Here is a 13,460-nt window from a genome sequence, read left to right as displayed (position 1 = left end):
TAAAACCCTGATGCAACAAGGGTTTTGGCCCATATTTAGGTGCTGTTGCTCTAGGCGCAACAGCCATGCCTTTGCTACCATAGCAGGCTAGGAAGTAAAAAGGTTTTGCATGAACGCACCTGTCGAATTGAATACGCTCAAACCCGCCGCCAGCGATGCAACCCGCCTGCGCGAGATTCCGTACAACTACACCTCGTTTTCCGATCGGGAAATCGTCATCCGCCTGCTGGGTCAGGGGGCTTGGGACATCCTGCAAATGCTTCGTCAGGAGCGGAAAACAGGACGTTCTGCCCGCATGCTGTTCGAAGTGCTGGGCGACATTTGGGTGGTGCGCCGCAACCCCTATTTGCAAGACGACCTCCTGGACAACCCCAACCGCCTTCAGGCCCTCATTTCAGCGCTGTTTCATCGCTTGAATGAAATCAACATTCGCCGCGTGGAGTCGAACGAGAACCACGAGGCTGACGAACGCAGCGAAAAGGTGCGTGAGCTGTTGAACCGGGCTGAGCGCGCCGTTCAGGACTTCCAGAAAGAATTTGAAGTGCTGGCCGATTTCCGCCAGAAAGCCCGCTCCGCCCTGGGTGCGCACACCGCCAAAGACAACATCAAGTTCGATGGTTTGTCGCGTGTCTCCCACGTCACCGACGCCACCGACTGGCGCGTGGAGTACCCGATGGTGGTGCTCACCCCTGACCGCGAATCTGAGATTCCCGGCTTGGTGAAAGCCTGTATCAGCCTTGGGCTGACCATCATTCCCCGTGGAGGCGGTACGGGTTACACCGGTGGCGCAGTGCCACTGACGGCCTTGTCTGCCGTCATCAACACCGAAAAGCTGGAAGACTTGGGCCACGTGGTGATGGAAAAGTTGCCCGGTCTTGATGTGGAGTACGCCACAGTGATGTCGGGCGCAGGTGTGGTCACCAAGCGTGTGTCTGAGGCTGCCGAAAAAGCAGGCCGTGTGTTTGCTGTGGACCCCACTTCAGCTGAGGCCAGCTGTATCGGCGGCAACGTGGCCATGAACGCAGGCGGCAAGAAAGCCGTGTTGTGGGGCACCGCGCTGGACAACCTGGCCTGGTGGAGGATGGTGGACCCGGAAGGCAACTGGCTGGAAATCACCCGCATCAACCACAACCTGGGCAAAATTCACGATGCGCCCCAGGCCGAGTTTGAGTTGGTCTGGAGCGATGGCAACCGCAAGCCGGGCGAGAAGGTGCTGAAAACCGAACGCTTGGTGGTGGAAGGCAAAGTGTTCCGCAAAGTGGGCTTGGGCAAGGATGTGACTGACAAGTTCCTGGCGGGCCTGCCCGGCATTCAGAAAGAGGGCTGTGATGGCCTGATCACCTCGGCCAAGTGGGTGCTGCACCGCATGCCGACCCACACGCGCACCGTGTGTCTGGAGTTTTACGGCCAGGCCCGCGACGCGGTGCCTTCCATCGTGGAAATCAAGGACTACCTTGACGGTGAAGGCAAAGCCATGGGCGCCATTCTGGCGGGCCTTGAGCACTTGGATGAGCGCTATCTGCGTGCGGTGCGTTACAGCCCGAAATCCAAGCGTGGCAGTTTCCCGAAAATGGTGTTGTTCGGCGACATCGTGGGCGATGACGAAGACGCGGTGGCCCGTGCCACTTCGGAGGTTATTCGTTTGTCCAACGGCCGTTCTGGCGAAGGCTTTGTGGCTGTCAGCCCCGAAGCCCGAAAAAAGTTCTGGCTGGACCGGTCACGCACTGCGGCCATTGCGCGACACACCAACGCCTTCAAAATCAATGAAGACGTGGTGATTCCGCTGCATCGCATGGGCGAATACACCGACGCCATTGAGCGCATCAACATCGAGCTGTCCATTCGCAACAAGCTGCGATTGGTGGCTGCCTTGCGCACCTACTTTGCACAACCACTGACGCTGGGCAAGAGTGACGACGCCGACACCAGCAAAATGACGGCAGACGAAATCATTGGCGACCGCGTGCTGCGTGCCAATGAGTTGCTGGACGCCGTGCATGACCGCTGGAGCTGGTTGCTGTCGAACATGGACATGCCCTTGGCGCAAGCCCAGCCCGTGCTGGCCTCGCTGGGTTTGAGCCAACTGGATGCCGAGCTGGGCCGCCGATTGGGTGTTCAGCCCGACGCCCGTGTGTTCGACGTGCTGCAGGACCGCACCATTCGTGTGTCCTGGAAAACCGAGATTCGCGCCCACCTCGACCGTATTTTCTTCGGCGGCGTGTTTGCGCCTGTGGTGGCCGAGGCCCGCGCCATTCACAAGAAAGTGCTGCGTGGCCGCGTGTTTGTGGCTTTGCACATGCACGCCGGTGACGGCAACGTGCACACCAACATCCCGGTCAATTCCGACGATTACGACATGCTGCGTGAAGCCGAGCACACGGTGGACCGCATCATGCAAATTGCGCGGGACTTGGACGGCGTGATTTCCGGTGAACATGGCATCGGCATCACCAAATACCAATACCTCACCGAGGCTGAACTTAAGCCCTTCCAGGACTACAAGCAGAAGGTGGATCCGGAGGGCCGATTCAACAAGGGCAAGCTGTTGCCCGGTGGTGATTTGTCCAACGCCTACACACCCAGCTTCAACCTGATGGGCCATGAAAGCCTCATCATGAGCCAGAGCGACATCGGTTCCATTGCGAATTCGATGAAGGACTGTCTGCGCTGCGGCAAGTGCAAGCCCGTGTGCTCCACGCACGTGCCTCGCGCCAATTTGCTGTACAGCCCACGCAACAAAATTCTGGCCACCTCCTTGTTGGTCGAAGCCTTCCTGTACGAAGAGCAGACCCGCCGTGGTGTATCCATCAAGCACTGGGCTGAGTTTGAAGATGTGGCGGACCACTGTACCGTCTGCCACAAGTGCGTGACCCCATGCCCGGTGGACATCGACTTCGGTGATGTTTCCATGAACATGCGCGCCCTGTTGCGCAAAATGGGCAAGAAGAGCTTCAACCCGGGCACGGCTGCGGCCATGGCCTTCCTGAATGCGAAAGACCCAGCCACCATCAAGGCCATGCGCGTTGGCATGACCGACATTGGCTTTAAGGCCCAGCGCCTGGCTCACAAGGTGGGCAAGGCCATTGGCCTGGTGGACGGGCAGACCAGCAAGCCCCCCGCCACGGTGGGCAAAGCGCCCATCCGCGAGCAGATCATTCACTTCATCAACAAGCCCATGCCCGGCGGCTTGCCCAAGAAAACTGCGCGTGCCTTGCTGGACATTGAAAACAGCGATTACGTGCCAGTGATCCGCAACCCGCAAACCACCGGGGCCGATTCGGAAGCAGTGTTCTACTTCCCCGGCTGTGGGTCAGAGCGCTTGTACAGCCAGGTGGGTTTGGCCACCCAAGCCATGCTGTGGCATGTGGGCGTGCAAACCGTGCTGCCACCGGGCTACCTGTGCTGTGGCTACCCACAACGTGGGGCAGGGCAGTATGACAAGGCGGAGAAAATCATCACCGACAACCGGGTGCTGTTCCACCGTGTGGCCAACACGCTGAACTACCTCGACATCAAAACAGTGGTGGTCAGTTGCGGCACGTGTTACGACCAGTTGCAGGGCTATGAATTCGAGAAGATTTTCCCGGGATGCCGCATCATCGACATCCATGAATACTTGCTCGAAAAAGGCGTGAAGCTGGAGTCGGTCACGGGCACCCGTTACATGTACCACGACCCCTGTCACAGCCCGATGAAGGCGCACGACCCGCTGAAAGTGGTCAACACCTTGATCAACAGCGAAGTGCAGGGCCAGACCATTGTCAAGAACGACCGATGCTGTGGTGAATCAGGCACCTTCGGTGTGTCCCGCCCCGACGTGGCAACCCAAGTGCGTTTCCGCAAGGAAGAGGAAATGCGCAAAGGCGCCAACGCCCTGCGCAAGGATGCGCCTGAAGCCGACGTGAAGATTCTGACCAGCTGCCCGTCCTGTCTGCAGGGGTTGAACCGTTACAGCACCGATGCGAATGTCGATGCCGACTACATCGTGGTCGAAATCGCCAAACACATTCTCGGTCAGGACTGGTTGCCCGACTACGTGCGCCAAGCCAACGCCGGCGGTATTGAACGGATTCTGGTGTGAGCGCCAAACCCTGCACCCTGTGTGAGACCGATGGCGGAGAAGTGATTTTCCGCCATCCCTTGTTCCGTGTGATTGATGCGCTGGACACCAACTACCCCGGTTTTTTGCGGGTTGTGTGGAATGCCCATGTGCGCGAATTCTCGGAGTTGACCGCCGAGCAGCGTGCCTTGTGCATGGATGTGGTGGTGTGTCTCGAGCAGTTTGTGCTCGCTGAATTCAAAGCCGACAAAGCCAACTTGGCGACCTTGGGCAATGTGGTGCCTCATGTGCATTGGCACGTCATTCCGCGGTTTACCGACGACCCTCACTTCCCGGCCCCGGTGTGGGCTGCTTTGCCGGAGGGTGCAATGCTCTCGCCCCGGCAGGCGGTGATACTTGAGTCCCAATCGCAGTGGAAGCCGCGTTTGGCTGCGATGTTGGGCCAGCGTTTTCCTTTCTAGTTGAAGCAATGTGCGATGGTGGGCAAATCACCAGAGTGTGTTCAACGCCCCCGCCACCGGATGGGATGGGGCCCGCCCCTTCAAGGGCGTCGCCTCGGGGGCAACTCGCCCCGCTTCGCCGGGCTCAAACAGCCCTAGGCTCGGGCCTTCGCGTACTGGTGCTTCGCCCGTAAGCCCCCCACCGAGCAAGAATGTACAGCGCAAGCCCATCGCGGATTCGCGCCCCGCACGCCAACAGCCGCGTTAAGGGGCGACCCTGCCGAGCCCGGGGCTGTTTGAGCCTGCAACGCGGGCGAGTTGCCCCCGAGGCGGTCGAACCGAGCGGCTGTGCGTGCAACAGGGGCGTGTAGCGATGCGGCTTGCGCTGAGCGTTCATGCGACGGTAAGGCTGTGCGTTCTTGCGGCAGTACCGACTGCGCGTGCTAATCAAGCGCTCTTCAGCGGAATCTGAATCGTGAACGTGCTGCCCTGATTGGGCTTGCTTTGAATATCCAACTGACCATCGTGGCGTTGCACCACGTGTTTCACAATCGCCAAACCCAAACCAGTGCCACCGCTTTCCCGCGAACGGCTGCGGTCCACCCGGTAAAAACGCTCGGTCAGGCGCGGTATGTGTTCCGGGGAAATCCCGATGCCAGTGTCTTTCACCACAAACGAGGCACAGGCACGCCCCATGTCGTTCTCAGACCGGAAAAGACGGATATCAATCTGGCCGTTCTCTGGGGTGTAGCGCACCGCGTTGGTGACCACATTGGAAAAAGCGCTGAGCACTTCATTGAAATTACCCATGGCCACCAAGCCGGGCTCAACCTCGGCTGTGATTTGGTGCTTGCCGCCCGACACCTGACGCCCATCCTCGGCGGTACGAACAGCGATGGCTGACAAGTCCACGCGTTCGCCGTTTTCTGTCGCCAATGGGGCCGATTCCAGTGCCGACAAGGCCAGCAGGTCTTCCACCAGGTTTTGCATGCGGTTGGCCTGCGTGTACATCAGGCCCAGGTATTCAGTCTGCTGCTCCGGGCTGAGGGGCAGGTCGCGAATGGTTTCCAGAAAGCCGCTCAAGACCGTCAGCGGGGTTTTCAGCTCATGCGACACATTGGCAATGAAGTCACGTCGCATGCGTTCCAGCTTCTCAACTTTGGTGACGTCGCGGCTCAGCACCAGCATCTGGTTGTCGCCGTAGCTGACCAATTGGATCGACAGAATTTTGCTGCGGCTTCTGGGGGAACTCATGACCAGGGGTTGTTCCCAGTTCTGGTCATTCAGGTATTTGGAGAAGCTGGGGTTACGCACCAGGTTGATGAGGGGTTGACCAATGTCGGTGCTCAGTTTCAAGCCGAGGTGGTCTTGTGCGTTCGCGTTGCACCAGGCAATGTGGCCCTTGGAATCAAGCGTTACTACGCCGTCGGGCAGGGCTTGGGCCGCCGTGCGGAAAGACACCAGGGCGCTGGTCAGCGCATGTTGCTGGCGTTGATGCAGGCGCAGGTAGCGAAACAGCCGGGCGGTGAGGTCATCCCAGTAGCCAGACACGCGGGGAATGTTGTCTGCGGTGAACTCGTCCAGCCAGTCGTAGACCTTACGGGCCGAGCGGGCCTGCCAGGCGTAGTTGATCAGAGCCATGCCTATGGCGAACGCCACGGCGCCTTGGTCGCCGTACAGCATTTGCCCGGCGATGGCGGCCAGCGCAAAGACAATCCCGATCCAGATCAGCCTGAAAATAATGGAGGTCATAGCCTTCTATTCTAGGGCAACTTGGCCCTGCTGGCGGCCCACCCCGGTGGTTCCGGGGGGTTGTCGGGGCGCTGGTAAACCCTCGGTTCAGGCCTGCTGGGCGGCGTTTGCGTTGGTGGTGAAGCGGTAGCCTGCGCCGCGCACGGTTTCGATCAGGCGGTCGTGGCCAGACACGGTCAGGGCTTGGCGAAGGCGGCGGATGTGCACATCCACCGTGCGCTCTTCGACAAACACATGGTCGCCCCACACCTGGTCCAGCAGTTGGGTGCGGCTGTGGACACGCTCGGGGTGGGTCATGAAAAAATGAAGCAGACGGAATTCGGTGGGGCCCATGTCCAGAATTTTGTCGTTACCGCTGATCCGGTGGGTCACCGGGTCCAGTTTCAGGCCTTGCACTTCAACGGTGTCATCGGTCAACTGAGGGGCACGGCGGCGCAGCACGGCTTTGATCCGTGCCAGCAATTCTTTTGGGGAGAAAGGCTTGGTGATGTAGTCGTCCGCACCGGCTTCCAGGCCGTCGACCTTGTCCTGCTCGTCTGTGCGTGCGGTCAGCATAATGACCGGCACTTGACGCGTGCGTTCCTGGCTGCGCAATTCCTGAGCAAACTGAACCCCTGATTTGCCGGGCAGCATCCAGTCCAGCAGCACCAAATCGGGCAACTCCGCCGTAATCAGTGTGCGGGCCTGGTCAGCGTCCCCAGCGCGCAGCACCTTGTGGCCTGCAAAGCTCAGGTTCACAGCTACCAGTTCGGCGATCGCCGGTTCGTCTTCCACCACCAAAATCGTGCTCGTCATTCTGTCCTCAGTCTTGTCTGCTTTGTCATAGTCGCCAAAGTAGTGCATCTGCGTGACAGTAATATGACATTTGAGTGATGCGTCATCAAATAATTCCGGACAGCGGGTGCGCGCCGCAGGGCTTGCCCGTGCGTTACACTGTCGGTTTCCAGCATTTCGGACCGCCAGGGCAGTATGCAAAGCGATCAGAATCCAGTGCCCACCAAGCTGGTGGTGCATCAGCAATCCAAGGTGCTTGAGGTGGAATTTGACACGGGTGCCGTGTTCAAACTGCCCTTTGAGCTGCTGCGGGTGTATTCCCCGTCGGCGGAAGTCAAGGGGCATGGCCCTGGGCAAGAGGTGCTGCAGGTGGGTAAGCGCGATGTGGGCATGACGAGCCTTGAGCCCGTGGGCCTGTACGCCGTCAAGCCCGTGTTCAGCGATGGGCATGAGTCGGGGTTGTACACCTGGTCGTACCTGCATTGGCTGGGAGAAAACCAGACCGGCCTTTGGAACGATTACCTGGCCCGTTTGAAGGCCGCAGGCGGCAGCCGAGACCCGAATGCCCCCGAAAACATTCCACTGCAACAAAAACAAGGCGGTGGCTGCTCCAGCCACTGATCAACATGAACGACAAAACCACCCACTTCGGGTTTGAACAGGTGCCCGAAGGCCAGAAGGCCAGCAAAGTTGCCGAGGTGTTCGATTCCGTGGCCGCCAAATACGATGTCATGAACGACTTGATGTCTGGCGGTATGCACCGGCTGTGGAAAGCCAGCACCGTGCGCGAGGCAGGTGTCCGCCCCGGCATGAAAGTGTTGGACATTGCAGGCGGCACCGGCGACCTCAGCAAGGCCTTCCTGGACAAGGTGGGGCCGCGCGGTGAGGTTTGGCTCACTGACATCAACGAAAGCATGTTGCGCGTGGGGCGCAATCGCATGATTGACCATGGCTATCTGCCCAAGATGGCCCTGTGCGATGCCGAAAAATTGCCATTCCCTGACAATTATTTCGATGTGGTCACCGTGGCCTTCGGCCTGCGCAACATGACCCACAAAGACAAGGCTTTGTCTGAAATGCGGCGGGTCATCAAACCCGGCGGCAAAGTGATGGTGCTGGAGTTTTCCAAGGTGAACCCCGCCCTGGCCCCCGCCTACGACTTGTATTCCTTTCAGGTATTGCCGCGCATGGGGCAATTGATTGCCCAGGACGCGAAAAGTTACCAATACCTGGCCGAAAGCATCCGCATGCACCCTGACCAGGAAACCCTCAAACAAATCATGCTGGACAGCGGGTTTGACCACGTGAAATACACCAACTTCACCTTTGGTGTGGTGGCTTTGCATCAGGGAACCAAATTCGAGTAAGGCAGTCTTACCGCCGGACATGTTGTCCTTCTGAATTTTGATGAGAGCAAAACACATGAGCTTGTTCAATGCCCTGTCTGTGAAGTCCCGCGTACTGGTGGGGGCGCTGTCCCTGGCTGTATTGTCCGCCGGTTTTGCGCCCGGCATGGCTGAAGCCAAACGCTTGGGTGGTGGTGGCAGTATCGGAAAAACTGCGCCATCCTACAGCCGTCAGGCCACGCCTCAAACACCCCCATCCAGCCCCGCTGCCGCACCCACTGCACCTGCGAAGGCTACACCGGGCCAAACAGCGCCGAACCCGGCTGCTGCGCAACCCGCCCGCAACCGATTCTTGGGCCCCATCATGGGCTTGGCCGCAGGCTTGGGTTTGGCAGCACTGTTCAGCCACCTGGGCTTGGGCGATGAGCTGGCCAGCTTCATGGGCACTGTGTTGATGGTGATTCTGGCTGTTGTGGCCATTCGGTTCCTGTTGAGCAAGATGCGCGGCCAGCAGCCGGTGCGTCGTCCCCAGCCTGCGTACAGCGCTGCAGGTTCCAGCACCTATGACGGTTTTCAGGGGGATTCCACCCGGATCGATGAGTCGCGCCCCATGGCCCGTGAGGCCCTGCGTGACAACGATTTCGGCAAGCGCGACGTGCGCTCGGCGTTTGACGACGTTCAGCCCGTGGCCACGCAACAAGGCATGGTCAAGGAATTGCCCGTTGGCTTCGATGAAGCGGGTTTCGTGAACCGTGCCAAGCAGTTTTTTGTCACCATGCAAGGCCTGTTCGACAAAGGTGATGTGCAGGCCCTTCGTGAGTACTGCACGGACCACGTGGTGGACCACCTGGCCATGGACATTCAAAGCCGCAATGGTGCGGCCAACGTGACTGAAGTCGTCATGGTTAACGCCGAGTTGCTGGGCTTTGAGACCGACGTGGACGAACAATTGGCCACGGTAGCCATCACGGCCATGGTTCGTGAAACCGTGGGTGGCCCGGCTGAAGAAATCCGCGAAATGTGGGTCTTGAGTCGCCCAGTGTCCGGCCAAGGCGGCTGGCTGTTGGCCGGCATCCACAGTCTGTAAGCAAAACTGAACCGCCGCTCAGGCGAGGCCACGTGGCTGGGGTACACTCAAGCGGTTTTTGAGTGAAAGTGGACCCCACCGTGGCCTTCAACCCTCCTCCTTTGTTCGGCTTGGCCTCCAGGCTTCTGGCCAACTCCCCACTGCGCCATGCCCCCGGCTTAAGCTCCCTGGCTGCATTGCCGGCACAGGCTTTGTCCATGGCGTTGGGCACCAGTGTGTCGCTGGTCCTGAACCACCTGATTGACCAACAACGCACCAGCAAAACCAAACTGCAGCGTGAAGCAGGCAAGGTGCTGGCCATCAAGGTGTCGCCGGTCCAATTGCAGTGGCGCATCAATGACCAAGGCTATTTTCAGGTGACTTCAGCCACTCAGGGCGTGTTGCCCCCTTCGGACACCGAGATTGCTTTGCAATGGGCCGACCTGATGGGGTCTGTGGCCAACCCGGGGTCCATGGTTCGCAAGGCCAGTGTCACGGGCGACATGGAATTTGCGCAGGTGGTGTCCCAAGTGGTCAATGATTTGTCTTGGGACCCAGAGCGTGACTTGGCCCGTGTTGTGGGCGATGCCCAGGCGGTGTGGATCATGAACAGCCTGTCGGCCATGGGCACCAATGTGCAGGATGTGGTCGCCCGCTTCAAAAGCAGCCTGCGTGAGTATGTGGTGCATGAAAAGTCCATGGCCCCGACCGCTTCGGAGTTTGATGCCTTCCGCGCCGATGTAGGCCAGTTGCGCGATGAAATCGCCCGGCTCGAGAAACGCCTGGCCCGCCTAAGCCCCCAAACTCCAGAAAGCTCGAGAGGGCAGGGCTGATGAAAATCCGCCGTTTGGCACGCATTCTGTTGGTCGCCCGTCGGTATGGTTTGTTCCTGCTGGCGGCCGACTCCATTCGGTACCCCTGGGCCAAGTGGCTGCTGCGCTTGGTGTCATCCAGCAAGTCGGTCGATGCGCCGCGAGGCGAGCGCATGCGCCGCGCCCTGGAAGATTTGGGCCCTTTGTTTGTGAAGTTTGGGCAGTTGCTGTCCACACGCCGCGACTTGTTGCCCGAGGATGTGGCCGATGAACTGGCCAAGTTGCAGGACCAAGTCCCCCCCTTCAGTTCCAGTGAGTCGCGCCGACTGATTGAACTCAGTCTGGGCCGCCGCATTGAAGACATGTTCACCGAGTTTCAGGATGAGCCGGTGGCCAGTGCTTCGATTGCACAGGTGCATTTTGCGGTGATCAAGCACGGCCCCAAAGCCGGGCAGCCCGTGGCCATCAAGGTGTTAAGGCCGGGGATGAGCACGGTCATCGACAAAGACCTGGCTTTGATGCGCACCGGGGCCAACCTGCTTGAAAAAGTGTCTGCCGATGGCAAGCGCCTTCGCCCGCGTGAAGTGGTGCAGGAGTTCGACAAGTACCTGCACGATGAATTGGACTTGATGTTCGAGGCCGCCAACGCATCGCAGTTGCGCCGCAACTTCTCGGCGGCGTCGGGCAGTGGCCATTTGTTGCGTGTGCCGGAGATGTATTGGGACTATTGCTGCAGCAGTGTCATCACCATGGAACGGATGCACGGCATTCCGATTTCCCAGATTGACCGTTTGCGCGAACGTGGTGTTGACCTGAAAAAATTGTCCCGCGACGGCGTGGAAATTTTTTTCACCCAAGTGTTTCGGGATGGATTTTTTCACGCCGACATGCACCCGGGCAATATCTATGTGGGTGAGTCGGGGCCTGACTTTGGCCGCTACATTGCGCTGGACTTCGGGATTGTCGGCACCCTCACCGATGTGGACAAACAGTACCTTGCCCAAAACTTTCTGGCCTTCTTCCGTCAGGACTACAAACGCGTGGCCGAGTTGCATGTGCAGTCTGGTTGGGTGCCCAAGTCCACCCGCATTGACGAGCTGGAATCGGCCATTCGCGCCTGTATCGAGCCTTATTTCGACAAACCGCTGAAAGACATTTCACTGGGCAATGTGTTGATGCGTTTGTTCCAGGCCTCGCGCCGTTTCAACGTGGAAATTCAGCCGCAGTTGGTGTTGCTGCAAAAAACCCTGTTGAATGTGGAAGGCTTGGGCCGCCAGTTGGACCCCGAGCTGGACCTCTGGAAAACCGCCAAACCGTTCCTTGAAAACTGGATGAACCAGCAGATTGGCCTGAAGGGTTTTCAGACCAGCTTGCAGTGGGAAGCGGCTCAATGGTCGCAAATTCTGCCTGCTTTGCCTCGGCTTTTGCACCAATCCCTGACCCAGAACAATGGCCGCGTTGACATGCAGATTGAGCAATTGGCCAAGCAGCAAAGGCGGCTGAACCGGGCGCTGTTCTGGATGGTACTGATGCTGGCTTTGCTGTTCGGGATTGTGTCGCTGGACCTGCTTTGGCCGGTATTGGCTGGAGCGCCGGGGCCATTCAAGGTGTTTTGAATTCACCACGGCGGTGGGCATTTAGAGAACCACGTCGATTGTTTCGGCCTGAATTTTATGCGGGGTTTGCATGATTCTTGCCTATAATCCGCCATCAAGTCTTGTTTCGGGTGGGCCTGTGCCATGTTGCTAGCGTCGGTGATTGGGTATCTTCTGCTGTCCGTGGCAGTGGGTTTGTATGTTGCACGCAATGTCAAAACCTCGGCGGATTACGCTGTGGCAGGTCGCCATTTGGCTTTGCCCGTGGTTACTGCCACCGTGTTTGCCACCTGGTTTGGCTCGGAAACCGTGCTGGGTATTTCTTCCACCTTTGTTGAAAAAGGTTTGCATGGCATTGTGGCTGACCCTTTTGGTGCCTCGCTCTGCCTGATTCTGGCCGGTTTGTTTTTCGCGCCCAAGCTGTACCGTTTGAACCTGCTGACCATCGGCGACTATTACCGTGTGCGCTACAACCATGTGGTCGAAGTGTTTTGTAGCCTGTGCATCATCATTTCCTACCTGGGCTGGGTGGCTGCGCAAATCAGTGCACTGGGTTTGATTTTCAAGGTCTTGTCCGACGGGGCCATCACCCAGCAATGGGGCATGTTGATTGGCACCGCGGTGGTGCTGACGTACACCCTGTTTGGGGGCATGCTGTCGGTGGCCGTCATGGACTTCATTCAAATGTCGGTGATTGGTGGCGGTTTGCTGTACATCGGCTGGTTGGTGTCCACCATGACCGGCGGTGTCATGCCGGTGATTGAGCATGCGGAAGCCGCGGGCAAACTGCGCTTTTTCCCGGAAGAGTTCAGCTATGTGCTCTGGGTGCCGTTCATCGGGGCATTTCTGACCATGATGCTGGGCTCCATTCCCCAGCAGGACGTGTTTCAGCGCATTACCTCCGCCAAAGACGAAAAAACCGCAGTGCGGGGCGCCGTGCTGGGGGGCAGCCTCTACTTCTGCTTTGCCTTCATTCCGGTGTTTCTGGCCTATGGCGCGGTGATGATCGAGCCCAATGTATTCGGGGCCTTGATCACCGAGGATTCCCAGATGGTGTTGCCCACCTTTGTGTTGAACTACACCCCCGTGTTTGCTCAGGTGGTGTTTTTTGGGGCACTCATCTCCGCCATCATGAGTACGGCCAGTGCCACGTTGCTGGCCCCGGCTGTGTCGTTCTCTGAAAATATTTTCAAGGTGATTTTCCCCAATTTGGACGACAAACATTTCCTGCTGGTCATGCGTATTTCCGTATTTGTGTTCACAGGCCTTGTGCTGGCTTTTGCGTTCAACACGGAGTCGTCGATTTTCGAGATGGTGGAAAGCGCTTACCAAGTGACTTTGGCTGCAGCCTTTGTGCCGCTGGTGTTTGGGCTGTACTGGAAACGGGCGACAACGCAGGGGGCGATTGCGTCCATCGTGGTGGGGGTCAGCACCTGGTTGCTGTCCAGCCATGTGTGGGTCAGCGAGATTTGGCCTCCCCAGTTGCTGGGCCTGGTGCTGGGCGCTTCCACCATGATTGTGGCTTCTTTACTGCCCCAATGGATTCCTCATCGACCCTTGTTGCGCGATGGTGTGGTCCATCCGGAATAAAATAGGGCAAACCAACACCTACAGG

General features: G+C 58.5%; 10 protein-coding genes. 8 read left to right on the top strand and 2 right to left on the bottom strand.

Annotation, left to right across the window (positions count from 1 at the left end; all coding sequences use genetic code 11):
* The first annotated feature begins 109 nt into the window (after positions 1 to 109).
* Both ACK4FF_RS07340 and ACK4FF_RS07335 read left to right on the top strand, forming a co-directional pair.
* Positions 110 to 4,081 carry a DUF3683 domain-containing protein gene (locus ACK4FF_RS07340; RefSeq protein ID WP_409706731.1) on the top strand — a complete coding sequence of 1,324 codons (3,972 nt, stop codon included), beginning with the start codon at positions 110 to 112 and terminating at the stop codon, positions 4,079 to 4,081.
* Positions 4,078 to 4,521, top strand: a complete 444-nt coding sequence (locus ACK4FF_RS07335) for an HIT family protein (protein ID WP_409706728.1) — start codon at positions 4,078 to 4,080, stop codon at positions 4,519 to 4,521. Before ACK4FF_RS07340 ends, ACK4FF_RS07335 begins: the two co-directional genes overlap by 4 nt.
* A 426-nt stretch (positions 4,522 to 4,947) precedes the next feature.
* On the opposite strand, the gene phoR is transcribed toward ACK4FF_RS07335, so the two are convergent.
* Both phoR and phoB read right to left on the bottom strand, forming a co-directional pair.
* Positions 4,948 to 6,252: a phosphate regulon sensor histidine kinase PhoR gene (gene phoR / locus ACK4FF_RS07330; protein ID WP_409706725.1), complete on the bottom strand. Its 1,305-nt coding sequence runs from the start codon at positions 6,250 to 6,252 to the stop codon at positions 4,948 to 4,950.
* Between the two features lie 87 nt (positions 6,253 to 6,339).
* Positions 6,340 to 7,047 (bottom strand): phosphate regulon transcriptional regulator PhoB, encoded by a 708-nt coding sequence (gene phoB, locus ACK4FF_RS07325; protein WP_409706723.1) that lies wholly within the window; start codon positions 7,045 to 7,047, stop codon positions 6,340 to 6,342.
* A 174-nt stretch (positions 7,048 to 7,221) separates the two neighbouring features.
* Between phoB and ACK4FF_RS07320 the strand changes: the two genes are divergently transcribed.
* The 6 genes from ACK4FF_RS07320 (at position 7,222) to ACK4FF_RS07295 (ending at position 13,435) form a co-directional block, all read left to right on the top strand.
* Positions 7,222 to 7,647, top strand: a complete 426-nt coding sequence (locus tag ACK4FF_RS07320; protein WP_409706720.1) for a gamma-butyrobetaine hydroxylase-like domain-containing protein — start codon at positions 7,222 to 7,224, stop codon at positions 7,645 to 7,647.
* Between the two features lie 5 nt (positions 7,648 to 7,652).
* Positions 7,653 to 8,393 carry a bifunctional demethylmenaquinone methyltransferase/2-methoxy-6-polyprenyl-1,4-benzoquinol methylase UbiE gene (gene ubiE, locus ACK4FF_RS07315; protein WP_409706717.1) on the top strand — a complete coding sequence of 247 codons (741 nt, stop codon included), beginning with the start codon at positions 7,653 to 7,655 and terminating at the stop codon, positions 8,391 to 8,393.
* 55 nt (positions 8,394 to 8,448) lie between these two features.
* Positions 8,449 to 9,459 (top strand): Tim44 domain-containing protein, encoded by a 1,011-nt coding sequence (locus ACK4FF_RS07310; RefSeq protein ID WP_409706714.1) that lies wholly within the window; start codon positions 8,449 to 8,451, stop codon positions 9,457 to 9,459.
* Between the two features lie 62 nt (positions 9,460 to 9,521).
* Positions 9,522 to 10,271, top strand: a complete 750-nt coding sequence (locus ACK4FF_RS07305; protein ID WP_409706711.1) for an SCP2 domain-containing protein — start codon at positions 9,522 to 9,524, stop codon at positions 10,269 to 10,271.
* Positions 10,271 to 11,866 carry a ubiquinone biosynthesis regulatory protein kinase UbiB gene (ubiB, locus tag ACK4FF_RS07300; protein WP_409706708.1) on the top strand — a complete coding sequence of 532 codons (1,596 nt, stop codon included), beginning with the start codon at positions 10,271 to 10,273 and terminating at the stop codon, positions 11,864 to 11,866. The genes ACK4FF_RS07305 and ubiB overlap by 1 nt, the downstream gene beginning before the upstream one ends.
* 123 nt (positions 11,867 to 11,989) lie before the next feature.
* Positions 11,990 to 13,435, top strand: coding sequence for a sodium:solute symporter family protein (locus ACK4FF_RS07295; RefSeq protein WP_409706705.1), 1,446 nt, complete (start codon positions 11,990 to 11,992; stop codon positions 13,433 to 13,435).
* The last annotated feature ends 25 nt before the right edge of the window (positions 13,436 to 13,460 follow it).

This window comes from Limnobacter sp. (genome assembly GCF_046297615.1).
GTDB lineage: Bacteria > Pseudomonadota > Gammaproteobacteria > Burkholderiales > Burkholderiaceae_B > Limnobacter.
Note: the sequence above shows the minus strand (reverse complement) of the source record. Positions and strands in the feature narration are given on the sequence as shown.

What these genes read in the sequence shown, in the direction of transcription:
- phoB (WP_409706723.1), bottom strand. Translation starts at nt 7,047, where the DNA reads ATGACGAGCACGATTTTGGTGGTGGAAGACGAACCGGCGATCGCCGAA.
- ACK4FF_RS07320 (WP_409706720.1), top strand. Translation starts at nt 7,222, where the DNA reads ATGCAAAGCGATCAGAATCCAGTGCCCACCAAGCTGGTGGTGCATCAG.
- ubiB (WP_409706708.1), top strand. Translation starts at nt 10,271, where the DNA reads ATGAAAATCCGCCGTTTGGCACGCATTCTGTTGGTCGCCCGTCGGTAT.
- phoR (WP_409706725.1), bottom strand. Translation starts at nt 6,252, where the DNA reads ATGACCTCCATTATTTTCAGGCTGATCTGGATCGGGATTGTCTTTGCG.
- ubiE (WP_409706717.1), top strand. Translation starts at nt 7,653, where the DNA reads ATGAACGACAAAACCACCCACTTCGGGTTTGAACAGGTGCCCGAAGGC.
- ACK4FF_RS07340 (WP_409706731.1), top strand. Translation starts at nt 110, where the DNA reads ATGAACGCACCTGTCGAATTGAATACGCTCAAACCCGCCGCCAGCGAT.
- ACK4FF_RS07310 (WP_409706714.1), top strand. Translation starts at nt 8,449, where the DNA reads ATGAGCTTGTTCAATGCCCTGTCTGTGAAGTCCCGCGTACTGGTGGGG.
- ACK4FF_RS07295 (WP_409706705.1), top strand. Translation starts at nt 11,990, where the DNA reads ATGTTGCTAGCGTCGGTGATTGGGTATCTTCTGCTGTCCGTGGCAGTG.